A 25,315-nucleotide genomic window follows, 5' to 3' on the forward strand; every position below is an offset into this window, starting at 1 on the left:
ATGCAACCGCGATGATCCTCTCTCCCCAGAGCCGCGCATGACCAGCAGCGACGTCCTTATCGTCGGGTCGGGCGCCGCCGGCCTCACCGCGGCACTCAACCTGGCCGATCGTTTCAACGTGACCGTGCTTGCCAAGGGAGCGATCAACGAAGGGTCGACGGCCTGGGCACAGGGCGGGATCGCCGCCGTCCTGGAACCGGGCGATACGTTCGAGAATCATGTCGAGGACACGATGGTCGCCGGCGCGGGCCTCAACGACCGCGAGATCGTGGAGTTCGTGGTCGAGAATGCGCCGGCCGCGATCGCCCAGCTGCAGAAGCTGGGCGTGCCGTTCGCGCAGGACGGCGGCGCGCTGCACCTGACGCGCGAGGGCGGGCATTCGCACCGCCGCATCGTGCATGTCGATGACGCGACCGGCTGGGCGGTGCAGGAGGCGCTGCAGAAGGCGGCGGAGGCGCATCCCAACATCACGCTCGTGCCCGATCAGGTGGCGATCGACCTTGCCACCAGCCGGCACGAGGAGCGCTATTCGGGCGCGGGCAACGTGTGGGGTGTCTATGCCGTGGATCGCAAGACGGGGCGGGTGAACCTCCACACCGCGCGAGCGACGATCCTTGCCACCGGAGGCGCGGGACGGACCTATCTGTTCTCCACCGCGCCGCGCGGCGCGACGGGGGACGGCATTGCGATGGCGTGGCGGGCGGGCGCGCGCGTCTCCAACATGGAGATGATGCAGTTCCACCCGACCTGCCTCTACAATCTGGACGTCAAGAACTTCCTCATCACCGAGGCGGTGCGCGGCGAGGGCGGGCGGCTGATCAACCCGCAGACCGGCAAGCGCTTCATGACCTATTATGACGCGGAGCGGCTGGAGCTGGCGCCGCGCGACGTGGTGGCGCGCGCGATCGACGCGGAGATCAAGCGATACGGCCTCGATTACGTCCACCTCGACATCAGCCACCAGCCGGCCGATTTCGTGCGCGGGCATTTTCCCAACATCTATGACAAGCTGATGAGCCTGGGCATCGACATGACGACCCAGCCGATCCCGGTGGTGCCGGCGCAGCATTATACCTGCGGCGGGATCATCGTGGATCGCGACGGGCGCACCGACCTGCCCAACCTGTATGCCGCCGGGGAATGCACCGAAAGCGGGCTGCACGGGGCCAATCGCCTGGCGTCCAATTCCCTGCTGGAATGTTTCGTATTTGGCGAGGCGGCGGCGAACCATATCGCCGCGCATTGGGACAGCCTGTCGCCCGTTCCGCCGATCCGCCCGTGGGACGAAAGCCGCGTCACCGACTCCGATGAAGAGGTGGTGATCAAGCAGAACTGGACCGAGATCCGGCGCTTCATGTGGAACTACGTCGGCATCGTCAGGACCACCAAGCGGCTGCAGCGCGCGGAACACCGCATCAAGATGCTTACGGCCGAGGTCGAGGATTATTACGGCCATTTCCGCGTGACCCCGGACCTGATCGAGCTGCGCAACCTGCTGCAGACGGCGGACCTGATCGTCCGCTCCGCGCTTCACCGCCAGGAGAGCCGCGGGCTGCATTATACGCTCGACTGGCCGCAGACGCTAGAGCAGCCGGTGGATACCGTGCTGGTTCCCTGACGCCGGACTCGTCTGGTCGTGCGCAAGGCCCTGTTCATCGCAGAGGCGATAAGTACCGGTTTTCAATGGTGTCTTTTGGGATAGCCTGTTTGCCGACGACTGATCGGGGGCATGGCGGACGATGATCGGACGGTTGATCGCTGGAGTGGCGCTGCTCTCCTTGAGCAGCTGCGGCGTGGACGAGCGGCCCGCACATAGCGCCGCGCCGGCTGCTGCCGCCGCCGCGCCGTCCTATGTTGTCGCGATTCCGGTGCCCAAGCCGACGCCGCTGCGGATCAATCGCGCGCCGCGCGCGCTGGAAGCCTCGATCAGCCAGCTCGTTCGCGAATTTCCCGGCATCGCTGGCGTCGCGGTTCGTGCCGTGGACGAGGGCTGGACCGTGGAGGCCGGCGGCCGCCGCCCGCTGCCGCAACAAAGCGTCAGCAAGCTGTGGGTGGCCATGACGGTGCTGGACCAGCGCGATTCCGGCCGCTTGCGGCTGACGGACGCCGTTTCGCTGACGCCGGCCGATCTCACGCTCTTTCACCAGCCGAGCGCCTTTCTGGTGCGGAATGGCATCTGGAACACGACGGTCAGCGACCTTCTGTTCCGCGCGCTGACGCAGAGCGACAACACAGCGAATGACCGGCTGCTGACGCTGGTCGGCGGGCCATCGGCGGTGCGGGCGTTTATCGAACGCAAGCAGCTGGGCGAGATCCGCTTCGGGCCGGGCGAGCGGCTGCTGCAGGCGAAAACGGCGGGGCTAACCTGGGACCAGTCGATGAGTGTCGGCAATACCTTTGCCGTGATGCGCGCCCGGCTCGACCCGGCGGTGCGGGCGGCGGCGATGCAGGCCTATATCGACAATCCGCCCGACGGCGCGGCGCCGCTGGCGATTGCCGATGCACTGGCGCGCCTGGCACGCGGTGAGCTCTTGTCCGAGACATCGACCCGGCTGCTCATTTCCACCATGGAATCCAGCCGCACCGGGCGCGCGCGCCTGAAGGCGGGCGCGGCGCCGGGCTGGACCCTCGCGCACAAGACCGGGACCGGGCAGGAACTTGGCCGGCGCAATGCCGGGTTCAACGATGTCGGCCTGCTGACCGCGCCCGATGGCCGTCGCTATGCGGTGGCGGTGATGATCGGCGATACGCAGCGCCCGATGCGTGACCGGCAGCAGCTGATCCAGGCCGTGGCGGCGACCGTCACCGGCTATCGCGGGCCCTCCATCGCCGCGCGCGAGGAGGAGTCGCCGGAAAGCTGATCTGCATCGGTTGACGGGGTGAACCGGCCACAGCAAGGGGCCGGCCATGCGCTTCTTCTCCGACAACGCCGCCCCCGTTCACCCCGCGGTCCTCGCGGCCATGGCCGAGGCGGATGTGCTCGACACGGCTTATGACGGGGATCGCTGGTCCGGGATGCTGGACGACCGATTGTCCGCGCTGTTCGAGACGGAGGTGGAGGTCCTGTGGGTGCCCACGGGCACGGCGGCGAACTGCCTTGCGCTCGCCGCGCTCTGCCCGCCGCATGGCGCGGTGCTGTGTCACCATGACGCGCATATCCAGAATGACGAATGCGGCGCGCCCGAATTCTACACCCATGGCGCGAAGCTGCTGCTGGCCGATGGCGAGGGCGCGAAGCTGACGCCGGAGAGCCTGTCCGCCCTGCTGGCAACGATCCGGGTCGCCGTTCACCAGGTGCAGCCGCACGCCATCTCCATCACCAACGCGACCGAATATGGTCTGGTGTACCAACCGGCCGAGGTCGCCGCGATCGGGGCGCTGGCGGCAGAGCGTGGTCTGGCGCTGCACATGGACGGCGCGCGCTTCGCCAATGCGCTGGTCCATGCCGGCTGCTCGCCGGCCGACATGACGTGGCGCGCGGGCGTGACGGCGCTCTCCTTCGGCTTCGTGAAGAACGGCGGCATGGGCGCGGAGGCCTTGGTCTTCTTCAAACGCGGGCTGATCGAGGCGAGCCGCTATCGCCGCAAGCGGGCGGGGCTGCTGTTTTCCAAAGGGCGTTATCTTGCGGCGCAGATCCTGGCGCTGCTGGAGGAGGATCGCTGGCTGGCAAATGCGCGCAATGCGAACGACGGCGCGGCGCTGATCGCGGCGGCGGCAGGCGGGCGGCTGGTCCATCCGGTGGAGGCGAACGAGGTGTTCCTGCGCGTCACGGCGGAGGAAGCCGCGACGCTGCGGGCGAAGGGGTTCGACTTCTACGATTGGGGTGTCGGCGAGGCGCGGCTGGTGGTGTCGTGGAACCAGCGGGCGGCGGATATCGCGCCGCTGGCGGAGGCGATCGCCGCTCTGTGACGCAAGGCGTGCGAGAACGGGATCATATGTGGCGGTGGTAAGCGGTTGAAATCCGCACTACGCGACCATCATGACCGCCCAGCCGCCGCCGCCGCAATCGACCCGTGCCCGCGTGCTGGTCCCGTTCGGGATCGTGACGCTGATCTGGGGATCGACGTGGCTGGTGATCCGCGACCAGCTTGGCGTCGTGCCGCCGTCCTGGTCGGTGAGCTATCGCTTCCTGGTCGCCGGCGTGGCGCTGCTTGCCTGGTCGGTGATCCGGCGCGAGCCGGGCAGGATCGACACGCGCGGTTATGCCTTCGCGGCGGCGCTGGGGCTCGCGCAGTTCGTGCTCAACTTCAACTTCGTCTACCGGGCCGAGCAGTTCATCACCTCCGGCCTGGTCGCGGTGGTGTTTGCGCTGCTGCTGATTCCCAATTCGCTGTTCGGGCGCATCTTCCTCGGCCAGCGGATGGGGCGGCAGCTCGTGATCGGCTCCGCGGTGGCGATGGCGGGGGTGGCGCTGCTGTTCCTTCACGAAGTGCGCAGCGATTCACACGGGCCGGTTCGCGCGCTGACCGGAATCGGGCTGACGCTCTGCGCGATCCTGTCCGCGTCCAGCGCCAATGTGATGCAGGGCACGGCGACGGCGAAACGCTATCCGATGCTGCGCACCACGGCGATCGCGATGCTGATGGGCGGGGCGTTCGATGCCTTGTGGGCGTGGTTCACCGTCGGGCCGCCGGTGATGGAGTGGCGGATCGGCTATGTCGCAGGGATCCTGTACCTCGGGCTCGCTGCCTCGGCGCTGGCTTTCCCGCTGTACTTCGGGGTGATCCGCATCATCGGGCCGGCCAAATCGGCCTATTCGAGCGTCATCGTGCCGGTGATCGCCATGGCGCTTTCAACGGTGTTCGAGGGTTATCGCTGGTCGCCGCTGACGGTCGGGGGCGCGTTGCTGGCGGCGGTTGGGCTGGTCATCGCGCTGACGGCGCGCAGGCCCAACCGGTAGTCGGGGTAGCGCGGCTGCCAGCCGAGCACCCGCTTCGCCCTGTTGTTCGCGACACGCCGGTTCTCGGCATAAAAGGCGCGCGCGGCGGGGGACAGCGTGTCCAGCCCCACGACCGGGGGCGGCGGGAGCCCGAGCATCGCGGCGGCATGTTCGATCACGCGATCCTGGCTGGTCGGAAGATCATCGGCGAGATTGTACGCGCCGGAGGGCGCGGTGAAGCCGGCGACGACGCCGCTGGCGATATCGGCCACATGGATGCGGCTGAACACCTGATCGGCAAGGCCGGTGCGATGGGCGGTGCCGGCGGCCACCCGGTCAAGCGGCGAGCGACCGGGGCCGTAGATGCCGGGCAGGCGGAAGACACGGGCGCCCTGCGCGAGCCAGGCGGCGTCGGCGGCGTTGCGCGCGGGGCGGCGGCCGCGGATCGGTGCGCTTTCGTCCACCCATGCGCCGCCAGCGTCGCCATAGACGCCGGTGGAGGAAAGATAGCCGAGCCAGCGGCCGTCCAGCGCATCGCCGTAGCGGGCGAGGACGGGATCGCCCTCGTCCGGCGGCACGGACGAGAGGATGTGCGTCGCGGCGGCGACGCCTGCGCGCACCGCCTGGTCGTCGTCGAAGCGGATCGTGCCGGCGCGGCCGTCACGGGTGGTGGCGAGGACCGGCCAGCCGCTCGCGTCGGCGATGGCGCTGGCGGCATAGCCGAGACCGAAGATGAAGAGGCGGCTCAATTGCCGAGCGTTGGTTTGATCATGGTGGCGCCGGGCACGTTATCTTTCTTCCACTGCATGGCCATCCGAACGCGCGTCGCGCCGGAAGGGTGATCGAAGAACAGCCCTTCTTCGAGGCGGCCGGGTTCGAGCTTGCGATACTCGGACAGGCGGATCGCCACCGCCGCAAAGCCATCGGGCGCCCGCGCGGCATCGAGGCCGAAGCGGTCCGCCTCACTTTCCTCCCAGCGTGTCACGCTGCTGACATAGGGGGTGGCGAGCGCGCCCAGCTCGCTGGCGATTGCCAGCAGCAGCGGCGCGCCGGCGGGGTCCGCCACGTCGCGAACACCCCATCGGGGAAAGCGCGCGATCAGCCGCGGAGCGATCGCCGCGACGGCCGCGAAGACGATCAGCACGGCGAGGCCAAACCAGAGGAGCAGCCACCAGATGTGGTTCAGGACATAATGGCCCATTTCGTGCCCCATCACCGCGGCGACCTCGTCCGGTGAGGTGCGGTTCAGCAGATTGTCGTTGAGCGCGATCCGGATCGTGGGGCCGAGCCCCGCGACATTGGCGGAGATCCGCTTCGATTGACGCGAGGCGTCGGAGACATAGATGTGCTCCGCTGGAATATGGTGCGCCGCGGCCATTGCCACGATCCGGTCACGCAGCGGGCCGGCGGGCATTTCGGTGTAGCGGTTGAACATCGGCTCGATGAACACCGGCCCGAGCAGCAGTCCAAAGGTAAGGAAACCGATCAACACCGCCGTTCCCACCGCCCACCAGCCGCGACGAAAGCGGCGTATGACGGCGTAGATCGCGGTGAACAGCAGCGCATTCACTACCAACGACACGCCCAGCAGCTTGAGCTGGTCGACAAGCCAGGCGGCAAAGGTCTGGCTCATCAGGTCATATCGCGCCTCGCGCACGAAGCCGGTGTAGATGCTCCACGGCAGGAACAGGAGAAAGGTGACGAAGGTGAACAGCACGCCGTAGAGGCCGGGGACGAGCCAGGAGCGCCTGACGCGCCGCCCCGCCAGATCGCGCAGCCGGGCGGAGACGCCGCTGGCGAGCAGCGCGCCATAGACCAGCACCGCCACCACGGCATTCCACAGGATCAGCCAGTAGCCGCCTTCGAAATAGGCGTCTGACTTCGCCCGGGCGGGCCCTTGCAGAAGATCAAGATAGGCGCGGGTCGCCGCGTCGACATCAAAGCTCGGGTTAGCCACCTGAGCCTCGGCGAATCCCGGCACCAGCGCCACCGCCGCCAGCAGCGCTGCCCCCATAACTTGTCTCATCCCCTGTTCCCCCGGTTACGGAGCCATCGGCCCCTTGAACAAGGTGCCGAAATAATCGCCCTTGTTCCACACCGGGCGCGTGGGGGCGTCGGCGATTTCGCGGGCGATGCGGTAGTTCACGTCGACGAAGCGGACGCCCTCCTGCCACTGGATCGGCTGGGAGAGGTCATCGGAGGGCTTGTGGTAATTGGTCGAGAGGAAATGCTCGACCGCCGCCTTGCCCGGTCCCTTCTGACCCGGCCACAGGAACACCGAAGGCACGCCCTTTTGCACGAAGCGGAAGTGATCGGAGCGCACGAAGATGCCCTCGTCCGGGATCGGATCGGGCGAGAGAGCGACGCCGGCCCCTTCCACCGCGCGGCGGATAATCGGGCCGAGCGTCGAGCGATCGCCGCCGAACGCCACCATGTCCTCGAACCGATAGGTGAGGATCGGCATGTCGAGATTGACATTGGCGATGATCGAATTCGCCGGCACGGTCGGATGATTGGCGAAATAGTCGCTGCCGATCAGGCCTTTTTCCTCTGCCGTGACGGCGAGGAAGAGGATGGTGCGCTTGGTCGGGCCCTGCTTCTGAAAGCGTTTTGCCTCCTCGATCAGGCTGGCGATGCCAATGGCGTTGTCGAGCGCGCCATTGTGGATCTTGTCCTCCGCCTTGCCGCTGACGCCGACGTGATCGAGGTGCGCCGACAGGACCACCACTTCGCGTGACAGCGCCGGATCGCTGCCCGGCAGCACGCCGACGACGTTCGACGAGCGCGCCTTGTCGAACATGGTTTTGGTTGCCACCGACAACGTGGCTGGCAGCGCCTCCGCCTTGAAGCTGGCGTCAGCCTTCTCCGCCTCCCGCGCGACCTTCGCCCAGGACGTGCGGGCGCCGGCGAAGAGCTTCTGCGCGCCGGTGAGGCTGAGCGTGGCGAGCGTGGGGACACCGCCTTCCTCGACATGGCCGGTGCCGTCCGGATTCGCCCAGGTCATGCGGGTGTGGCCGTTCGCCTCCACCAGCCGGGCGAAGGGGCGCTGCTTGTCCGAGCGCGGCGTGACGAGCGTGATCGTGCCGACCGCCCCGCGCTCGGCGGCGAACCGTGCCTTCGTAGTCGGTGAGCCGAGCCAGGCGCGCTCCTCGCCCGTCATCCTGGACGGCGAGCCGCTGACAAAGGCGACGATCTTCCCCTTCACGTCCAGACCGCGGTAATCGTCCCGCCCATATTGCGGCGCGACGATGCCGTAGCCGACGAAGACCACGGGCGCGGACACCTTGGTTTCGGTGGCGCGGGCATTGGGCGAGGGAATGTAATCGGCGCCGAAGGTGAGCGCGCTCTGGCCGGCGGGGCCGGTGATGGCCAGCGTGCCCTGGCCATCCGGCTTGTAGGCGACGAGCGGCACCGCCTGCGCATAGCCGCCCTTGTCCCCGCCCGGCTTCAGACCGGCGGCGAAGAATTGCGCGGCGACATATTCGGCGGCGATGTCATATTCCGGGCTGCCCGCCTCACGCCCGCGCATCGCATCGGAGGCGAGGAACATCACATGGGACTTGATGGCAGCGGCCTCGGGCGACAGCGATGCTGGCGTCGCGGGCGGGGCAGTGTCTTGGGCGATGACGGCGACGGGGAGAGACGTGAGGCAAAGGGCCAGGATCAAACGACGCATTCGTGCTTCCAGTTGGTCTTCCTTCCCACCGGGGCGCCGATCGCGTGCCGAACCACAGGATCACGGCAGCCATCGCCGAAGAAGCGCGGCAAGCGAGATACTTGCGACACGTCTCCACCGCACTCGACAGGAACGAAGGGGAGTGGACCTGATGACCAGACGTAGCAGCCAAGAGCTTCGCCGCAAGCATTAGCGATGGAACCACAAGCCGCGCCGTCTATATCTCTCTTCATGCTCGATGTTCTCTCCGCCCCAGCCGCTCCGGCGATCAAGCGCCGCCAGGACTATCGCCCGCCTGCCTGGCTGGTGCCGAACGTGGCGCTCGACTTTGCGCTGGACCCGGGCGCGACGCGGGTTCGCGCCCGGCTGGAGGTGTTGCGCAACGGAACGGCGCGCGAGCCGCTGCAGCTGGACGGCGACGGGCTGACGCCGCTGGCCGTGACGGTGGACGGCGTGGCGGTGAACGACTGGCGGATGGAGGATGACCAGCTGATCATTCCGCTGACCGGCGACGCGCATGTGATCGAAACCGAGGTGGAGATCGCGCCCGACCGGAACACGCAGCTGATGGGCCTGTATTCGTCGGGCGGGAACCTGTGCACGCAGTGCGAGGCGGAAGGTTTTCGCCGGATCACCTTCTTCCCGGATCGGCCGGACGTGCTGGCGACGTATCGGGTGCGGATGACGGCGGACAAGGCGCGCTATCCGGTGCTGCTGGCCAATGGCGATCCGATCGCGCGCGGCGACAATGACGATGGCACGCACTGGGCCGAGTGGCACGACCCGTTCCCCAAGCCGAGCTATCTGTTCGCGCTGGTGGCGGGCGATCTTGCCTGCAATGCGGGAACGTTCACCACGCGATCGGGCCGGGAGGTGCAGCTTGGCATCTGGGTGCGCGCAACCGACCTCGCCAAGACGGATCACGCGCTCCACGCCCTGAAGACCGCCATGGCATGGGACGAGCGGGTCTATGGCCGCGAATATGACCTGGACGTGTTCAACATCGTCGCGGTGGACGATTTCAACTTCGGCGCGATGGAGAACAAGGGGCTGAACATCTTCAACAGCCGCTACATCCTGGCCGATCCCGACACCGCGACCGATTACGACTATGACGCCATCGCCGCGGTCGTGGCGCACGAATATTTCCACAATTGGTCCGGCAACCGGATCACTTGCCGTGACTGGTTCCAGCTTTCGCTGAAGGAAGGCTTCACCGTCTTTCGCGATCAGGGCTTTTCGGCCGATCAGGGCTCCGCCGCCGTCAAGCGGATCGAGGACGTGCGCGGGCTTCGCGCCAGCCAATTTCCCGAGGATGCAGGGCCGCTGGCACATCCGGTGCGGCCCGAAAGCTACATCGAGATCTCCAACTTCTACACCTCGACCATCTACAACAAGGGCGCCGAGCTCATTCGCATGATGGCGACCATCCTGGGGCCTGAGCGGTTCCGGGCGGCGTGCGACCTGTATTTCGATCGCTTCGACGGCACCGCCGCGACCTGCGAGGATTTCGTGGCGTGCATGGAAGAGGGCGGCGGGGTCGATCTGTCGCGCTTTCGCCTGTGGTACAGCCAGGCGGGCACGCCGCGCGTGTCGGCAAGCCTGGATCATGAGGGCGGGCGGGCAACGCTTCGGCTGGCGCAGCATGTGCCGCCGACGCCCGGCCAGTCGGGCAAGGAGCCGATGGTCCTGCCGCTGCGCATCCGGCTGTTCGGCGCGGAAACGGGCCAGCCGCTCGGGCCCGAACAGCTTGTGCTGCTCGACGAGGCGAGCGAGTCGATCGTGTTCGAGGGCGTCGCGGAGCGGCCGGTGCTGTCGATCAACCGCGGCTTTTCGGCCCCGGTGACGATCGAAAGCGATCGGACGGCGGCAGACCTCGCCTTTCTGGCGCGAAACGATGACGATCCGTTCGCACGCTACGAGGCGATGCAGCAGCTGATGCTGGATACGTTGGTGGCGGGAGCGGTGGAGGGCGGCGCGGACCATCGCGCGGTGATCGACGCAGTGGCGGACACGCTGGACGACCCGGCGCTCGACCCCGCGTTCATCGCCGAAGCGGTGCTGCTGCCATCCGAAAGCTTTGTCGGCGATCAACTGAGCGTGGTCGATCCGGAAGCGATCTATGCCGCGCGCGAGGCGCTGCGCGCCGATCTCGGGCGCGCGCTGGAAGAGCGCTGGCGCGACCTTTACGACGTGAACAGCAGCGGCGCGCCTTATGCCTATACGCCGGCGGCCAAGGGATCGCGCCGGATCCGCAACGTGGCATTGGGCTATATCGCGGCGTCCGGCGCGCGCGACGCGGCGGAACTGGCATTCCGCCAGTTCGAGCGGGCGGATAACATGACCGACCGGCAGGGCGCGCTCGGCACGCTGGTGAACGGCAGCAGCGATCTGCGCGAGGCGGCGTTGGACATCTTCTACAATCGTTATTCTGGCAATGCGCTGGTGCTCGACAAATGGTTCCAGACCCAGGCGCTGTCGACCCGTGACGATACGCTGGCGGCGGTCAAGGCGCTGGCGGAGCATCCGAGCTTCACGCTGGCCAATCCGAACCGCGCGCGCAGCCTGATCGGTGCCTTTGCGGTGAACCAGCGGGCGTTCAACCAGGCCGATGGCGCGGGCTATCGCTTCCTTGCCGACCAGCTGATCGCGCTGGACCGGCTGAACCCGCAGACGGCGGCCAAGCTGCTGCCACCGCTGGGCCGCTGGCGCCGGTTCGATGCCGCCCGCTCGGCGCTGATGCGGGCCGAGCTGGAGCGGATCGTGGGGACGGCGGGATTGTCGAAGGACCTGTTCGAACAGGCGTCCAAGAGCCTGGAGGGATAAGGCCGACCGGGCTGGCTGGCCGGGATGTGCGCCCCGCCGCCGCGACGGCAGCGGGGCGGCACGATCAGAAGGCGCCGGGCGCCTCGCGCTGGAACGTGCCGGGCCGAGCGGGCGTAAGCAGCGTGCGCTTCGTCGCCGTGTCCTTCACCCGCGCTGCCGACGCCGAGGCGCTGGCGCCGCCGATCGGCGTGCAGCTGCGCCCGTTCAGAAACGCCAGCGCCTGCTGCACCGAGGCTTCGCGCGGATCGCCGAGCGGATAGGAGATGTCGTCCGTCGCCTGGCAGGTCGCCGGCATGAACGGCGCCAGGCCGTTGTAGTAATCGCCCTGCCGCTCGGCATTCTGCGTCGCGAAGGCAACGAGGCGCAGGCGATCGTCGCATGACGGCTTGTCGCGCGCGATCTGGCCGACCGGCTTGCCATGAGTGTTGGTGCCGATCAGCGCGACCTTGCCGCGCAGATAGGGGATCATGGCGTTGATCACGAGCTCGCTGGCCGAGGCCGTGCCCTCGCTGCCGATGAAGGCGATCCGGGTCGGGGAGACAGACTGCGGCTGGGGCGAGAAATAGTCGGTCACGTTCTCGGACGATTTTTCGCGGCGATAGGTGGTGTAGCCCATCACCTCGCTGGCCTGGCGATTGCCGCCCAGGAGGTTGTTCATCAGCCGCGCGGTGGAAACCAGCCCGCCGCCATTGTAGCGGAAGTCGACGATCAGTTCGGTAATGCCGGCGGCGCGCAGCTGGGCGAAGCCGTCGCGCAGCGACTGATCGGCGGTGGAGATGAAGGTGCGCAGGTTGATATAGCCGACGCGCCGGCCGCTATCCTCCAGGATCCTGACGCCATAGCGCGACGAGACGGGCGTGAGCTCGAATTCGCGCGGGGCGATCGTCACGTCCCGTTCGCTGCCGCTCAGCGCGCGGACGCGCAGCACGCGAGTGTCGCCAGCGACGGATCCGCCCAGCGCATCGCTGATCGCCTGCGCCCCGCCCTCGGCAAACAGCGCGGAGACGGTGCGCAGCGTGCCGCCCGGGCGACCGATCGCGACGATCTCGCTACCGCGATCGATACCTGCCTCCAGCGCGGGCGTGCCTTCGAACGCTTCGATGACGAACATCCGCCCGGCGCCGGGATTGATCCCCAGGCGAAAGCCATAGCCGGCGCTGGAGCCTGACGCATAATAGGCATTCTCCTCGGCGATCGAGGTCAGATAGGTGAAGTAACGGTCCTTGTTCTGCGCCCGCGCTGTCGCGGTCAGCGCATCGATATATTCTGTGACCCCGGCATAGCCAGACGGGTCGAGACTGGCCGGCAGCGTATCGGGAAAGAGATACCATTCGCGAAGCTCGGCCGCTGCCCAGGCCTGGCGCTCGCCAAGCGAGCAGCCCGCCACCGTGGTGGGTGTGGGCGTCGGAGTTGGGGTCGGTGTGGGCGAGACGCCCGTCGCGCTTCCGCCGCTGCCGCCACCATCACCGCCGCAGCCGGCGAGAAGACCGATGAGGCATATTGCTGCGGTAAAGCGACGTGTCACGAACCCAAGACCCCCTTGTTTGCAATGGAGGTAGCAGGTTGCGCGATGGAGGCCAGCAGAACCGAACGGGATTGCTCAGCCGAGCAGGTCGATCGTCAGCCTGTCGCCTTCGCCGTTGAAAAAGCGGGAAAGAACCGCGGTGAACGGCGCCGGATCATCGGCCGCAGCGGCGAAGAGGGTCATGGAGGAGCGGAGCTTCATGGCGTCCACGCCGCCGAGAATGGCCGTGGCATCTCCAGTGGCGCCGATCAGCGCCTCGCACGCGGCGATCAGCCGGGGGCCGAGCAGGGGGTGCGCGAGATAGGCGCGCGCCTCGGCCAGTGACGCGATGCCGAAATGCTTCGCCGTCGGGCTCTGGCCGAGATCGCGCAGCTGGGGAAAGACGAACCACATCCAGTGACTGGTCTTTCGCCCGCGTCGCAATTCGGCGAGCGCATCGGCATAGCTGTGTTCCTGCGCTTCCACGAAGCGGGCGAGATCGAAAGGGTCTGTCACACGCCATCAACGCATGGGGCGCATCGCAGATGCCGCTGGTGCGTTGGATGCGCAGAAGGAGTGGCCATGCTTGAACATATCCCCGCCTGGCTGGGGCGCAGCCTGGGCAATGTGCGCGCCGGCGCCAGCAAGCTTGCGATCGTGCAGCCCGAACTTGGCGGACGTTTCGAACCGATCGATCTTTCCAGCCCGGCGTTCGCCCAGGACGCGCGCCTGCCGCCGCGCTTCACGGCGGATGGGGAAGGCATATCGCCGCCGCTCGTCTGGGGCGCGCTGCCGGACGGGACGGCCACGCTCGCCTTGCTGGTGGAGGATGCCGATGCGCCCGCGCCGCAGCCGCTGGTTCATGCGGTGATCTGGGGCATCCCGGCGGATGCGGGGCGATTGCCGGAGGGCGCGATCGTTGCCGATGGCGCTGGCCTGGCCGACACGGGAGACGTGGGGCGCAACTCCTATCTGGGCGAAGGGTGGCTTCCGCCTGACCCGCCGACCGGCCATGGAGAGCATCGTTATGTGTTCCAGCTGTTCGCGCTGGACGCTGCGGCCGAGGATCCGGGCCCGTCGCCCGGCCGTTCAGCCCTGGTGCGGGCTATGGCCGGGCATGTGCTGGCTGCCGGGCTGCTGATCGGCACCTATTCGCGGGGCGAGGAGGCCCTGACCGGGCACGCTCAAACGACGGTGGCGGCAACATCCACATAGGCCAGCAGGGCTGAGGCGCCGATGATGGCGCCGAACGCGGCAAAGGCAGAGCGGATCATGATTGGTTGACCTTGGCTGATGAGGTGAGGCGGCGATCAGGCGATCGGCACGACCGGAACGGCTGCGCCGACCATCAGGGCGGCAAAAGCGACGGCGCCGACGAAGCTGGCGACATGCAGTTGAAGCTGGTTCAGACGATAGGCCATGGTGGATCTCCTTGATGTCGGCGCCGGACCATCCGCCGCCGATGCCAGAAGCATTGCAGGCGGCGTGCCAGTTTTGCGGGATCAAGGAATTTGAACGACTTAGCGACGCGTGGCGTGAAGATCGGCGCGTGGCGCCACAACCGTATGGCAGATCACGCCATCAAGCGGCGGAAAATGCCCGGTTCCGACCCGCCGCCTTGGCCCGGTACAGCGCGGCATCGGCGCGCGCATAGAGCGCCTCGCGCGGATCATCGCTTGTCCCCGCCGCCACGCCGCCCGAAATCGTCACCACGCCGATCGGCGCATCCGTCTTGCGCGAGCGGAAGCGGCGGGCAGCGACGGCGCTGCGCGCACGGTCGACCAGGGTAACGGCGGCGTCGATGTCGACCCCGACGAACAGGAGGGCGAACTCCTCCCCGCCATAACGCGCGACCACGGCCCCGCCGCTTTCGCTGGCGATGGTCAGGCCAACGGCACGCAGCACGCGATCGCCGACCGCATGTCCGAATTCGTCGTTCACGCGCTTGAAGTGATCGATATCGCACAGCGCCAGCGCCACCGGGGTGCCGGGCGGCAGCGCGTCATAGGCCTCGTCAAAGGCACGGCGGTTCGCCAGTTCGGTGAGCGGATCGAGCCGTGCCGTGCCGCGTGCCTCGACCAGCGCGCTGCGCAGCGCGGCCGCCTCCTGCTCTGCCGCCGCCATCCGACGCTCCGCAACATGGGCACGGTCGATCATCGCAGCCGTCAGGCGGGACACCTCGTCCATGCCCGTTGTCGCATCGGCCTGGCGCATGGCGGCCGCGCTGGCGGCGAGATCGCGGCCAAAGCCACTCGTTTCCTCGTGAATGGAACGTACGGCGTCGGAGAATTGCGCCATCTGCATTTCCGCACGCGCAATCATCTCATCAGCCTGGGCGTGAAGCTCGGCCGCCTCGGGCGGCTGCTGCGGGTCAGGCCCATCGGGCCCATCGGGCAGGTCAGGTCGTGGCGCCACGCTGCCGACGGTCGGGCCACCCAGATCCGCAATGTCCTGCGCCGTCAGGCGGATGCCGCCATCGGTCAGTGTCGCGACCGATTGCGCCAGCGCCCCGCCAGGATCGGACAGCACCCTATAGGCAAAGGCATAATTGGCCGGCTCCACGCCCAGCCTGTGATCGGCCAGGAATTGACCAACTGCCGCGAACAGCTCGTCTTCCTTCTGCCTGGGGAACTCAATCATCCATCCCGCGCCCCGTATCGACCCGGCGTTCACCCGGCGCCGCACGTTTGAAGCCTCACTGTCGGCGGCAGAAGCTAAAAATCCGTTGCCGTCCGTCACCAAGCTCAGGAACGGGGCAGCTTCTTCACCGCTTCCAGCGTGAGCGCGACGTGGCGATCCGCGGAAAGGTCATCGTGAACATAGGCGATCCGGCCCGTGCGATCGATGACATAGCTGGTGCGGCGGGTGGCATCGCGCCCCTTGACCTGCCGGCCAAGCGCCACGTCATAACCGGCGACGACACGGGGACCCGCACTCGCGACGGGGAACTTGCCCGCACATTCGGCGGCCGAAAATTTCGTCAAATCCTCCACCGTATCGGCCGACATGCCGATCACCGTCGCACCGGCGGCGCGGAAGGCGGCGATGTTTTCGGCAAAGGCGCGCGCCTCCGCGTTGCAGCCCGCGGTAAAGGCGGCGGGGAAGAAATAGAGCACCACCGGCCCCTTTTTGAGCTGCTGCCCGAGGCTCACTGTCACCACCTTGCCGGCGACGGCGCCGCGCGTGGTGAAATCGGGCGCCTTGGCCCCGACCGGGAGCGTGGCGCCGACCGGCCCGGCAACGGCAAGCGAGACGATGGCGGCGGCAGCGGCAAGGACGTGGCGCATGGGGGCTCTCCCGAAAGAAGGCATCATTCTAGCGTTGCGCGTTCCGGGGCGATAGGGCTGGCGGATGCCGATCCGACAAGCCGACCTCGATCTCGCCCACCGCCTCGCCGATGCCGCGGGGGAGGCGATCCGCCCCTATTTTCGCGGGGAGCTGGGCACCGAGATGAAGGACGATCACTCGCCCGTGACGCTCGCCGACCGCGCGGCGGAGGCGGCGATGCGGCGGATCCTGGATGCCGAGGCGCCGGGCGATGCGGTGCATGGCGAGGAATATGGCGCCAAGGATGGCGTGACCGGCCGCCGCTGGGTGCTGGATCCCATCGACGGCACGCGCAGCTTCACCGTGGGGCGCGCCATTTTCGGCACGCTGATCGCGCTGGTCGAGGATGGCTGGCCGGTGATGGGCGTGATCGACCAGCCGGTAGTGCGGGAACGCTGGATCGGCGCCGCCGGCCGCCCGACGCTGTTCAACGGTGCCCCGGCGCGGACGCGCGCATGCCGCGAAGTGGAAGGCGCAATCCTGGCGACGACGAGCCCGCATGCCTTCAACGACGATGAAGTGCCCCACTTCCTGGCGCTGGTCGCGGCGGTTTCTGGCGGCCATGCGCGGCAGGGGCCGGTCTATGGCGGCGACTGCTACAACTATGGACTGCTGGCGAGCGGGCACCTGGACATCGTGTGCGAGGGCGGGCTGGCGCTGCACGATTTTGCCGCGCTGGCGCCGATCGTGGAGGGTGCCGGCGGGCGGATGTGCGACTGGAACGGCGATCCGCTGACCGAAGCGAGCACGGGTCAGGTGCTGGCGATCGGCGATCCGGCGCGGATGGATGAGGTGCTGGAGGCGCTGCACGCGGTGGCGGGCGGGCACGATCATGGGCATGGGCATGGGCATGGGCATGGGCACGGGCATGGGCATGGGCATTGAGGCCCCAGCTGGGCTTATCCCCTGAACCGTTCGCACTGAGCTTGTCGAAGTGCGTGTCCTGAAGCGCGGCGCGCTTGTGGCACGTCCTTCGACAGGCTCAGGACGAACGGCGTAAAGGGGCGGAGCCTTCAATCGTCATGCCGGGCTCGTCCCGGCATCCAGGCCGCCGCGGGCCTCACATGCGTTGGAACGCCCGGATGGCGGGATGCCGGCACGGAGGCCGGCATGACGGGAGCGGCTGGGTGTCAGCCGACCGACAGAGCCAGCTTTCCGTCGCCCTCGTCCACCCGCACGGTCGCGCCGTCCTTTACCTCGCCGCGCAGGATGAGGTCGGCGAGCGGATCCTGCAGGTAGCGCTGCACCGCGCGTTTCAGCGGGCGGGCGCCATAGACCGGATCATAGCCGACTCGGCCGAGCCATGCGCGCGCGGCGTCGGTGAGGTCGAGGGTCACCTTGCGGTCGGCAAGCAGCTTGCCGACCCGCGCGACCTGGATGTCGACGATCGGGCCCATGTGCGCCTGACCCAGGCGGTGGAAGAGGATGATCTCGTCCAGCCGGTTCAGGAACTCGGGGCGGAAGTGTGCGCGCACCACGTCCATCACCTGCGGCTCGACCGTTTCGACATCCTCGCCCTCGCCGAGATTGGCGAGGAACTGCGAGCCGAGGTTCGACGTCAGGATGATCAGCGTGTTGGAGAAATCGACCGTGCGGCCCTGACCGTCAGTCAGCCGCCCGTCGTCCAGCACCTGGAGCAGCACGTTGAATACGTCGCCGTGCGCCTTCTCCACCTCGTCGAACAGCACGACCTGGTACGGCCGGCGCCGCACAGCCTCCGTCAGCACGCCGCCTTCCTCATAGCCGACATAGCCGGGAGGGGCGCCGATCAGCCGCGCGACAGCGTGCTTCTCCATGAATTCGCTCATGTCGATGCGCACCATCGCGTTGGGATCGTCGAACAGGAATTCGGCGAGCGCCTTGGTGAGCTCGGTCTTGCCGACGCCCGTGGGGCCGAGGAACAGGAACGAGCCCAGCGGCCGGTTCGGATCCTGTAACCCGGCGCGCGCGCGGCGAACGGCGGTGGAGACGGCGCGCACGGCATCGGCCTGGCCGATCACGCGCTTGCCGATCACTTCCTCCATGCGGAGCAGCTTGTCGCGCTCACCCTCCATCATCCGCTCGACCGGCACGCCGGTCCAGCGTGCGACGACGGCAGCGATGTCCTCCGGCGTCACTTCCTCGCGCAGCATCGCGTTCGCCGTTGCGCCCTGCGCCTCGGCAAGCTGCTTTTCCAGCGCGGGGATGCGGCCGTAGGAAAGCTCGCCCGCCTTGGCGAGATCGCCCTGGCGCTGCGCCTGTTCCAGCTCGAGCCGGGCGGCGTCGAGCTGTTCCTTGAGCTTCGCCTCGCCGGCGAGCTTGTCCTTCTCGGCCTGCCAGCGCTGCGTCAGCTCGGCCGACTGCTGTTCGAGGTTGGCGAGTTCGCCTTCCAGATTCTCCAGCCGGTCGACCGAGGCCGCGTCGGTCTCCCGCTTCAGCCCCTCGCGCTCGATCTTGAGGCGCAGGATACGGCGATCGAGCGTCTCAATCTCCTCGGGCTTCGACTCGACTTCCATGCGGATGCGGCTCGCGGCCTCATCCATCAGGTCGATTGCCTTGTCGGGCAGGAAGCGATCGGTGATGTAGCGGTTCGACAAGGTCGCGGCGGAGACGAGCGCACCATCGGTGATCCGCACGCCATGGTGCAGCTCGTACTTCTCCTTCAGCCCGCGCAGGATCGAGATCGTGTCCTCGACGGTGGGCTCGCCGACGAACACCGGCTGGAAGCGCCGCTGGAGCGCGGGGTCCTTCTCGACATACTTGCGATATTCGTCGAGCGTCGTCGCGCCGACGCAGTGCAGTTCGCCACGGGCGAGCGCCGGCTTCAAGAGATTGCCCGCGTCCATCGCGCCTTCGGATTTACCCGCGCCGATCAGCTGGTGCATCTCGTCGATGAACAGGATGATGTCGCCCTCGGCGGCCTTCACCTCGTCGATGACGCCTTTCAGCCGCTCCTCGAACTCGCCGCGATACTTCGCGCCAGCGATCAGCGCGCCCATGTCGAGCGCCATCAGCGTCTTGTTCTTGAGACCATCGGGCACGTCGCCATTGGCGATGCGCAGCGCGAGGCCCTCGGCAATCGCGGTCTTGCCGACGCCCGGCTCACCGATGAGGACGGGGTTGTTCTTGGTGCGGCGCGCGAGCACCTGGATGGTTCGGCGGATCTCCTCGTCGCGGCCGATCACCGGATCGAGCTTGCCGTCCTTCGCCGCCTGGGTGAGATCGCGCGCGAACTTCTTCAGCGCGTCATAGCGATCCTCGGCGGACGCGGTATCGGCGGTGCGGCCGCCGCGCAGGTCGTTGATCGCGCTGTTAAGCGCGTCGGCCTTCACGCCGGCGGCGCTGAGCGCCTGTCCAGCCGGGGTGTTCGTCGCCAGCGCGAGCGCGAGCAGCAGGCGTTCGACGGTGACGAAGCTGTCGCCGGCCTTTTGCGCGATCTGCTCCGCCTGATCGAGCACGCGGACGCTGTCGTTGTTGAGGCCCGGCGTCGACTGCGCGCCCGAGCCGGTGACGGCGGGCAGCCTGGCAAGCTGCGCATCGACATAGGTCGTCGCACGACGCGCATCGCCGCCGGCCGCCTGGATGAGGCCTGCCGCCATGCCCTGCTCATCCTCAAGCAGCGCCTTCAGCAGATGTTCGGGGGCGATCTGCTGGTGGCTCATGCGGATCGCGACGGTTTGCGCCGACTGGAGGAAGCCCTTGGCGCGATCGGTGAATTTCTCGAGGTTCATAGGTGTCCCTGTTTCCTTCGAGCATCATTTGGTGTTGCTAAATGGCAACACAAGGGTGCTGGCACGAGAAAGATGGCGATGGCCTAGGGCGCCGTCCAGAGGTTGACGGCGATCGCGTGATCGGCTCCCATCCCATTCCCGGCAAAGCCCGGGGCCCAGCATTGAGCCGGCCCTAGTTGGACCCCGGCCTCCGCCGGGGAACAAAAAAGGAGCGGATCATGAAGGCATTGCGCTATTTCGGCGCGCGCGACATCCAGTACGGATCGACCGACGATGCGACCTTGCAGGACGATCGGGACGTGCTGGTCCGCGTGAAGCATTGCGCGATCTGCGGCAGCGACCTGCATATCTATCATGGCCACGGCTTTTCGCAGGACACCGGCTTCTGCGTCGGGCACGAGGCGGTCGGCGAGGTGGTGGAGACGGGGCGTGCGGTGCGCAACCTGCGCTCGGGCGACCGGGTGATGATCTCCGCCGCGGTCGGCTGCGGCGCTTGCCCCGGCTGCCTGATGGGCCGCGTCCACGAATGCGAGAACAATGGTTCGGGCTGCTATGGCCTCAGCGCCGCCTTGCAGGGGAGCCAGGCGGAAGCGGTGCGCGTGCCCGCCGGCGACGTAAATGCCCGGCGCATCCCGGACGGCATCAGCGACGAACAGGCGCTGATGCTGACGGATGCGTTGCCGACGAGCTGGATGGCGGTGCGCAATGCAGACATCAAGCCGGGCGCGAGCGTCGCGGTGGTCGGCCTGGGCCCGATCGGGCTGATGGCGGTGGAAGGCTGTTTCGCGATGGGCGCGGGGCGCGTCTATGCGATCGATCTTGTCCCTGAACGGCGCGCATTGGCCGAAGGGCTGGGCGCGATCGGCGTAGATCCAGCGATGGCGGTGGAGACGATCCGCGAGGACACCAAGGGGCGGATGTGCGGCAGCGTGATCGAGGCGGTCGGTGCCGACGCGACGATCGACATGGCGCTGCGGCTTGTCGGCAAATGGGGCACGGTTTCATGCCTGGGCGTCAACCAGACGCGGCGCTTCCCCTTTCCGATGGAGCGCGCGTTCGCCAGTGGGCTGACGTTCCGCACCGGCACCTGCTCGGTCCCGCACTGGTGGCAGGAACTGATCCCGATGGTGCAGAAGGGGCAGCTTCACCCCGAACGCTACATCTCTCACCGCCTGCCGCTGTCACAGGGTGCCGAAGCCTATGCCATCCTCGACCGGCGCGAGGCGCTGAAGGTGGTGATGACGCCCGATTGAGGGTATGAGTGGCGGCAAATCACGAGAATGGAGAGAGACATGGCCACGCTGGCATCGGTCGACAATACCAACCAATATGCCCCCGGCGAGTGGGAGGCGCGGGTCGATCTCGCCGCCGCCTATCGCCTTGTCGCGCTGTACGGCTGGGACGACCTGATCTTCACCCATCTTTCGGCCCGCGTGCCGGGGCCGGAGCATCATTTCCTCATCAACCCGTACGACATGATGTTCGAGGAGATCACCGCCTCGTCGCTGGTCAAGATCGACGTGGAGGGCAATCCGGTCGGCCATACCGACCATCCGGTGAACCCGGCGGGCTTCACGATCCACTCCGCGATCCACATGGCGCGCGAGGATGCGGCGGCGGTGATGCACCTCCATACGCCGCACGGCCAGGCGGTGAGCGCGATGGAGTTCGGCCTCCTCCCGCACACCCAGACGGCGATGATCGCGCAGCACAATGTCGCCTATCATGACTATGAAGGCATCGCGACCGACCTGGATGAGCGCGAGCGGCTGGTGCAGGATCTCGGCGAGAAGCACGCGATGATCCTGCGCAACCATGGCACGCTGGCGGTGGGCGAGAGCGTCGGCGCGTGTTTTCTTCGGCTCTACTTCCTGGAGCGCGCGTGCGAGGCGCAGGTGCTGATGCTGTCTGCCGGGCGCGAGAACCTCAACAACCCGCCGCAGGGCGTGGAGGAGAAGGTTGCCGGGCAGAGCGCACCGGCGGGGATGGGCAAGCTGGCCGAGAAGCTGGCGTGGCCGGCGCTGCTGCGCAAGCTCGACCGGATCGATCCCAGCTTCCGCAACTGAGCGCGGCGGCCCCGCTCAGTCCGCCGCGCCGCTCGTCAGGCGGCGGGCGGCGGGGCTATTCGATCCGCCGCGCCTCGACCTGTGGCAGGGTGAGGCAGGCTCGGGTCTGGGGGCCGCCCAAAACATCATAGCTTCCGCCCGTCTGCCGGGCGAGCATGGTCGCGATGGAAAGCCCCAGGCTGCTGATGCCCTCGGCGGAAAAGTCGGCGGACAGCCTGCCGCCGTTGTCGACAACGCTGATGCTGAGCTGCCCGCCAGCGGCACGCACTTCAATGGCGATGGCGGGGGCACGATGATCAGGTAGGCCGTGCTCGATCGCGTTGGCGATCGATTCCGCCACGACCAGCGCCACGGGCAGCGCCTGTTCCATCGAGAGGCGCAGGTCGGACGGGCAATCGACCCGGCGCGCAATGTCGCTGCGGCCGTTCGCTTCCACCACATCGTCGAGCAATGCCGTCAGGAAGGCGGCAAGATCCTTGCCGCTTTCATCGGCATCGTAGAGCCGGCGGCTGATCCGCCCGATCAGCGCGACCCGCTGGGAGGCCTCGGCCAGCGCGGCCGCAGCCAGGGGATCGGCGAGGCGGCGTCGCTGCAGCGCCAGAAGCCCGGCAACCGCCTGCAGATTGTTCGAGACGCGGTGCTGCAGCTCATCGAATAGCAGCGCGCGGGTGCGGGCCAGCGCTGCGCTCCGCTCGCGTTCCTGCGCCAGGTGACCGTTGGCGCGCTGCATCCAGTGGATGATCAGCACATCGGTGGCCACGACCAGCGTGTAGAAGCCCATCGCCGAAAGCGAGCCGAGATCGAGATTGAACGCGTTTCTCGGCGGGATGAAGAAATACCAGGCGAGAAGCCCACCCAATGCAGCGGCCGCCGACCCGTAGCGCGCGCCGAACAGCACCGACACCAGGATCACGGCGGGGAAGAAGGTGAGGAACGGAAAACCGGGCGGCAGCGTGCCATCCGCGGCATGGCGGATCCAGAACGCGACGCCGACAGCGACACCTGTTGCCGCCCATGCGGCGGGCGGACGAACAGTGAGCGGAAGGCGATCTAGCGGCAGAAAAGACCCTTGAAGCGAAGGTGGGCGATCCACCTTCGCCAAGCATTAGAGGGCAAAGCCATTCAGGTCGAGAGGGAGGACCGCCGTGTTCGCAGGCGCTTAGGCGGCAGGACCGATCAATGGCCCCACCACGGATAGCCGGGCGGCATGTCCCGCGTGATCCGGCCGGGAAAGGCCGGCGCGCGCTTTTCCAGGAAGGCCGCAACCCCTTCGCGGACGTCCGGGCCGGCGCCCAGTGCCATAGCGAATCCGCCATCCACCTTCAGCGCGGCGGTCGGCGATGCCTCTCCTGCGAAGCGCCACAGCATCTGCCGGGTGAGCGCGATGGAGACGGGGGCGGTGTTCTCGGCGATTTCTAGCGCGATTTCCTGCGCCTTCTCCAGCAGCCTGTCGGCGGGCACGACCTCACTGACGAGTCCGCCGGACAGCGCCTCGGCTGCGTCGAAGATCTTGCCGGAAAGACACCAGCGCAGCGCCTGGGGGAGCCCCACGATCTGCGGCAGGAACCAGGCGCTGCCCGCCTCCGGCACCAGGCCGCGGCGGGCAAAGACGAAGCCGAAGCGCGCGCTGTCCGCAGCGATGCGGATGTCGCACGGCAGGGTGAGCGTCGCGCCGACGCCGACCGCAGCACCGTTGATCGCGGCGATGACCGGCTTGGGGCTGTCGAACAAGGCGCCCACGAAGCCGCCGCCGTCCTGGCGCGGCTTGCCCTCAGCGGCGAAATTGGGACCGCCGCTGCCGAAGCTGTCGGCGCCGCCCGAGATGTCCGCGCCGGCACAAAAGCCGCGGCCCTCGCCCGTCAGGATGATGGCGCGGACCTTTTCCTCCTTGCCCGCCTTGCGCACTGCTTCGGCAAGTTCGGCGCCCATCACCGCGGTATAGGCGTTCAGCTTGTCGGGACGGGCGAGCATGATCGTCGCGATCGGCCCGTCGATCGTGAAGCGGATCTGTTCAAAGGTCATCTGCCTCTCCTTGGCTCGCGGATCATGATGCGTCCGCTTTCTCCAGCGCATAACCTGTCCCGCCGCCATGCGCCATGCGGTGCGCCGGCATCGCCAAAGCGGCTTTCCCCTATCGCCCGCGCAGCTTAACGAGGGGGCATGTGGCAGCTCTACCAATTTCCCTTGTGCCCCTTCACGCGCAAGGTTCGCATCCTTCTGGGCGAGAAGGACGTCGGCTATGAGCTGGTACGGGAGATCCCGTGGACGCGGCGGGACGAGTTCCTCGACATGAACCCCGCCGGGCAGACGCCGGTGATGGTCGATGGCGAGCGCGGCACCGTGCTGATCGATTCGATGGCGATCTGCGAATATTTTGAGGAAACGGTGGATCGCGCGGCGATGATCAACGGATCGGCGGCGAATCGCGCCGAGATCCGGCGCCTGGTCGCGTGGTTCGATTCGCAATTCTATCGCGACGTCAGCCAGCCGCTGATCGAGGAACGCATGGTGAAGCGGCTGGTGCTGCGCCAGTCGCCCAATGCGGCGCGGCTGCGCGAAGCAATGAAGTCAGCGATCGGGCACCTCGATTACATCGATTACCTGCTGGATCATCGCAAATGGATGGCGGGCGCGACGATCAGCCTCGCCGACCTCGCCGCGGCGGCACATATTTCGGTGGCGGACTACCTGGGTGGGATCGACTGGTCCGGGCATACCCATGCCAAGGCATGGTATTCGGCGTTCAAGAGCCGTCGCAGCTTCCGCCCGCTTCTGGCCGAGCGGATGAGCGGGATCGAGCCGCCGAACTATTACGAGAACCCGGATTTCTGATGCACGCCACGCCTGACGCCAGCGCCCCGGCCGCCGAAACGATCGCCTTTGACGATTTTCTGAAGGTTGACATACGTGTCGGCACCATCGTTTCCGCCGAGCCTTTTCCCGAGGCGCGCAAGCCGGCGTTGAAGCTGGTGATCGATTTCGGGCCGGTGATCGGGCGCAAGAAATCGTCGGCGCAGATCACGGAAAATCATGCCGTCGAGCAGCTCGTCGGCCAGCAGGTGATGGCGGTGGTGAATTTCCCGCCGCGGCAGATCGGGCCGGTGATGAGCGAGGTACTGACGCTGGGATTTCCTGATGAGACGGGCAAGGTGGTGCTGGCCGCGCCGGTGATGAAAGTGCCGGACGGCGGGCGCCTGTTCTAGCCAGCAAGGGCCGCTTGGCAGCCCGCCGCTGACTGTTGCTGCGACGCAACACAATCATTTTACTTCGCCCGGCGGGCAACAAGCCGGAGCGACGCGGGTTCGAACCCCGGACCGCGCATCACAC

21 protein-coding genes are annotated in these 25,315 nt (G+C 67.4%); 11 read left to right on the forward strand and 10 right to left on the reverse strand.

The genetic code is table 11. From position 1 onward, the window contains the following. Positions 1–37 precede the first annotated feature (37 nt). From nadB to BMX36_RS13645, 4 genes are all read left to right on the forward strand, one after another. Positions 38–1,618, forward strand: a complete 1,581-nt coding sequence (nadB, locus tag BMX36_RS13630) for an L-aspartate oxidase (protein WP_093066445.1) — start codon at positions 38–40, stop codon at positions 1,616–1,618. Positions 1,619–1,739: 121 nt separating this feature from the next. Next, positions 1,740–2,861, forward strand: a complete 1,122-nt coding sequence (locus BMX36_RS13635; RefSeq protein ID WP_093066205.1) for a serine hydrolase — start codon at positions 1,740–1,742, stop codon at positions 2,859–2,861. Positions 2,862–2,907: 46 nt separating this feature from the next. Next, a complete protein-coding gene (locus BMX36_RS13640) occupies positions 2,908–3,909 on the forward strand; it encodes a threonine aldolase family protein (protein ID WP_066775635.1) in 1,002 nt (333 codons plus the stop codon). A 70-nt stretch (positions 3,910–3,979) separates the two neighbouring features. Next, the gene (locus tag BMX36_RS13645; RefSeq protein ID WP_093066207.1) at positions 3,980–4,900 is read left to right on the forward strand and encodes a DMT family transporter; all 921 of its coding nucleotides are present in this window, start codon (positions 3,980–3,982) and stop codon (positions 4,898–4,900) included. Here BMX36_RS13645 and BMX36_RS13650 read toward each other — a convergent pair. The 3 genes from BMX36_RS13650 to BMX36_RS13660 are packed head-to-tail and all read right to left on the reverse strand — an operon-like array spanning position 4,810 to position 8,555. After that, a complete protein-coding gene (locus BMX36_RS13650; protein ID WP_093066209.1) occupies positions 4,810–5,628 on the reverse strand; it encodes a Rossmann-fold NAD(P)-binding domain-containing protein in 819 nt (272 codons plus the stop codon). The two genes, BMX36_RS13645 and BMX36_RS13650, sit on opposite strands and share 91 nt — an antisense overlap. Beyond that, positions 5,625–6,905 carry a M48 family metallopeptidase gene (locus BMX36_RS13655; protein ID WP_256210802.1) on the reverse strand — a complete coding sequence of 427 codons (1,281 nt, stop codon included), beginning with the start codon at positions 6,903–6,905 and terminating at the stop codon, positions 5,625–5,627. Before BMX36_RS13655 ends, BMX36_RS13650 begins: the two co-directional genes overlap by 4 nt. Before the next feature lie 15 nt (positions 6,906–6,920). Beyond that, a complete protein-coding gene (locus BMX36_RS13660) occupies positions 6,921–8,555 on the reverse strand; it encodes a M28 family metallopeptidase (protein ID WP_093066213.1) in 1,635 nt (544 codons plus the stop codon). A gap of 231 nt (positions 8,556–8,786) precedes the next feature. On the opposite strand from BMX36_RS13660, the gene pepN reads away from it, so the two are divergent. Then, on the forward strand, positions 8,787–11,381 hold the full coding sequence (gene pepN / locus BMX36_RS13665) for an aminopeptidase N (protein WP_093066215.1): 2,595 nt from the start codon (positions 8,787–8,789) through the stop codon (positions 11,379–11,381). A gap of 64 nt (positions 11,382–11,445) precedes the next feature. Here the strand turns inward: pepN and BMX36_RS13670 are convergent, their stop codons facing one another. Both BMX36_RS13670 and BMX36_RS13675 read right to left on the reverse strand, forming a co-directional pair. Further along, a complete protein-coding gene (locus BMX36_RS13670; RefSeq protein WP_256210803.1) occupies positions 11,446–12,906 on the reverse strand; it encodes a S41 family peptidase in 1,461 nt (486 codons plus the stop codon). A 75-nt stretch (positions 12,907–12,981) separates the two neighbouring features. Next, the gene (locus tag BMX36_RS13675) at positions 12,982–13,401 is read right to left on the reverse strand and encodes a DUF1810 domain-containing protein (protein ID WP_066775642.1); all 420 of its coding nucleotides are present in this window, start codon (positions 13,399–13,401) and stop codon (positions 12,982–12,984) included. Between the two features lie 66 nt (positions 13,402–13,467). Between BMX36_RS13675 and BMX36_RS13680 the strand changes: the two genes are divergently transcribed. Next, entirely contained in the window at positions 13,468–14,100 is a 633-nt protein-coding gene (locus BMX36_RS13680) for a YbhB/YbcL family Raf kinase inhibitor-like protein (protein ID WP_093066449.1), read from the forward strand. 366 nt (positions 14,101–14,466) lie between these two features. On the opposite strand, the gene BMX36_RS13685 is transcribed toward BMX36_RS13680, so the two are convergent. Further along, positions 14,467–15,525 carry a GGDEF domain-containing protein gene (locus tag BMX36_RS13685; protein ID WP_093066451.1) on the reverse strand — a complete coding sequence of 353 codons (1,059 nt, stop codon included), beginning with the start codon at positions 15,523–15,525 and terminating at the stop codon, positions 14,467–14,469. Between the two features lie 104 nt (positions 15,526–15,629). Beyond that, a complete protein-coding gene (locus BMX36_RS13690; RefSeq protein ID WP_066775645.1) occupies positions 15,630–16,172 on the reverse strand; it encodes a peroxiredoxin in 543 nt (180 codons plus the stop codon). Between the two features lie 64 nt (positions 16,173–16,236). On the opposite strand from BMX36_RS13690, the gene BMX36_RS13695 reads away from it, so the two are divergent. Beyond that, on the forward strand, positions 16,237–17,097 hold the full coding sequence (locus tag BMX36_RS13695; RefSeq protein ID WP_093066217.1) for an inositol monophosphatase family protein: 861 nt from the start codon (positions 16,237–16,239) through the stop codon (positions 17,095–17,097). A gap of 245 nt (positions 17,098–17,342) precedes the next feature. On the opposite strand, the gene clpB is transcribed toward BMX36_RS13695, so the two are convergent. Further along, on the reverse strand, positions 17,343–19,922 hold the full coding sequence (gene clpB, locus BMX36_RS13700) for an ATP-dependent chaperone ClpB (RefSeq protein ID WP_093066219.1): 2,580 nt from the start codon (positions 19,920–19,922) through the stop codon (positions 17,343–17,345). A 218-nt stretch (positions 19,923–20,140) separates the two neighbouring features. On the opposite strand from clpB, the gene BMX36_RS13705 reads away from it, so the two are divergent. Both BMX36_RS13705 and BMX36_RS13710 read left to right on the forward strand, forming a co-directional pair. Beyond that, entirely contained in the window at positions 20,141–21,175 is a 1,035-nt protein-coding gene (locus tag BMX36_RS13705) for an alcohol dehydrogenase family protein (RefSeq protein WP_066775649.1), read from the forward strand. 39 nt (positions 21,176–21,214) lie between these two features. Then, positions 21,215–21,988, forward strand: a complete 774-nt coding sequence (locus BMX36_RS13710; RefSeq protein WP_066775651.1) for a class II aldolase/adducin family protein — start codon at positions 21,215–21,217, stop codon at positions 21,986–21,988. A 55-nt stretch (positions 21,989–22,043) separates the two neighbouring features. Here BMX36_RS13710 and BMX36_RS13715 read toward each other — a convergent pair whose 3' ends face one another. Together BMX36_RS13715 and BMX36_RS13720 are read right to left on the reverse strand one after the other, a co-directional pair. Further along, the gene (locus BMX36_RS13715; protein ID WP_177179142.1) at positions 22,044–23,081 is read right to left on the reverse strand and encodes a sensor histidine kinase; all 1,038 of its coding nucleotides are present in this window, start codon (positions 23,079–23,081) and stop codon (positions 22,044–22,046) included. A gap of 83 nt (positions 23,082–23,164) precedes the next feature. After that, a complete protein-coding gene (locus BMX36_RS13720) occupies positions 23,165–24,010 on the reverse strand; it encodes an enoyl-CoA hydratase-related protein (RefSeq protein ID WP_066778280.1) in 846 nt (281 codons plus the stop codon). Between the two features lie 138 nt (positions 24,011–24,148). Here BMX36_RS13720 and BMX36_RS13725 point away from each other — a divergent pair, with 138 nt between their 5' ends. Beyond that, positions 24,149–24,820 (forward strand): glutathione S-transferase family protein, encoded by a 672-nt coding sequence (locus tag BMX36_RS13725; RefSeq protein ID WP_066778278.1) that lies wholly within the window; start codon positions 24,149–24,151, stop codon positions 24,818–24,820. Beyond that, positions 24,820–25,191: a tRNA-binding protein gene (locus BMX36_RS13730; protein WP_093066223.1), complete on the forward strand. Its 372-nt coding sequence runs from the start codon at positions 24,820–24,822 to the stop codon at positions 25,189–25,191. Before BMX36_RS13725 ends, BMX36_RS13730 begins: the two co-directional genes overlap by 1 nt. Positions 25,192–25,315: the final 124 nt, after the last annotated feature.

It is taken from the genome of Sphingomonas sp. OV641 (assembly GCF_900109205.1).
Lineage (GTDB): Bacteria > Pseudomonadota > Alphaproteobacteria > Sphingomonadales > Sphingomonadaceae > Sphingomonas.

What these genes read in the sequence shown, in the direction of transcription:
- nadB (WP_093066445.1), top strand. Translation starts at nt 38, where the DNA reads ATGACCAGCAGCGACGTCCTTATCGTCGGGTCGGGCGCCGCCGGCCTC.
- BMX36_RS13635 (WP_093066205.1), top strand. Translation starts at nt 1,740, where the DNA reads ATGATCGGACGGTTGATCGCTGGAGTGGCGCTGCTCTCCTTGAGCAGC.
- BMX36_RS13640 (WP_066775635.1), top strand. Translation starts at nt 2,908, where the DNA reads ATGCGCTTCTTCTCCGACAACGCCGCCCCCGTTCACCCCGCGGTCCTC.
- BMX36_RS13645 (WP_093066207.1), top strand. Translation starts at nt 3,980, where the DNA reads ATGACCGCCCAGCCGCCGCCGCCGCAATCGACCCGTGCCCGCGTGCTG.
- BMX36_RS13655 (WP_256210802.1), bottom strand. Translation starts at nt 6,905, where the DNA reads ATGAGACAAGTTATGGGGGCAGCGCTGCTGGCGGCGGTGGCGCTGGTG.
- BMX36_RS13660 (WP_093066213.1), bottom strand. Translation starts at nt 8,555, where the DNA reads ATGCGTCGTTTGATCCTGGCCCTTTGCCTCACGTCTCTCCCCGTCGCC.
- pepN (WP_093066215.1), top strand. Translation starts at nt 8,787, where the DNA reads ATGCTCGATGTTCTCTCCGCCCCAGCCGCTCCGGCGATCAAGCGCCGC.
- BMX36_RS13680 (WP_093066449.1), top strand. Translation starts at nt 13,468, where the DNA reads ATGCTTGAACATATCCCCGCCTGGCTGGGGCGCAGCCTGGGCAATGTG.
- BMX36_RS13685 (WP_093066451.1), bottom strand. Translation starts at nt 15,525, where the DNA reads ATGATTGAGTTCCCCAGGCAGAAGGAAGACGAGCTGTTCGCGGCAGTT.
- BMX36_RS13690 (WP_066775645.1), bottom strand. Translation starts at nt 16,172, where the DNA reads ATGCGCCACGTCCTTGCCGCTGCCGCCGCCATCGTCTCGCTTGCCGTT.
- BMX36_RS13695 (WP_093066217.1), top strand. Translation starts at nt 16,237, where the DNA reads ATGCCGATCCGACAAGCCGACCTCGATCTCGCCCACCGCCTCGCCGAT.
- clpB (WP_093066219.1), bottom strand. Translation starts at nt 19,922, where the DNA reads ATGAACCTCGAGAAATTCACCGATCGCGCCAAGGGCTTCCTCCAGTCG.
- BMX36_RS13705 (WP_066775649.1), top strand. Translation starts at nt 20,141, where the DNA reads ATGAAGGCATTGCGCTATTTCGGCGCGCGCGACATCCAGTACGGATCG.
- BMX36_RS13710 (WP_066775651.1), top strand. Translation starts at nt 21,215, where the DNA reads ATGGCCACGCTGGCATCGGTCGACAATACCAACCAATATGCCCCCGGC.
- BMX36_RS13720 (WP_066778280.1), bottom strand. Translation starts at nt 24,010, where the DNA reads ATGACCTTTGAACAGATCCGCTTCACGATCGACGGGCCGATCGCGACG.
- BMX36_RS13725 (WP_066778278.1), top strand. Translation starts at nt 24,149, where the DNA reads ATGTGGCAGCTCTACCAATTTCCCTTGTGCCCCTTCACGCGCAAGGTT.
- BMX36_RS13730 (WP_093066223.1), top strand. Translation starts at nt 24,820, where the DNA reads ATGCACGCCACGCCTGACGCCAGCGCCCCGGCCGCCGAAACGATCGCC.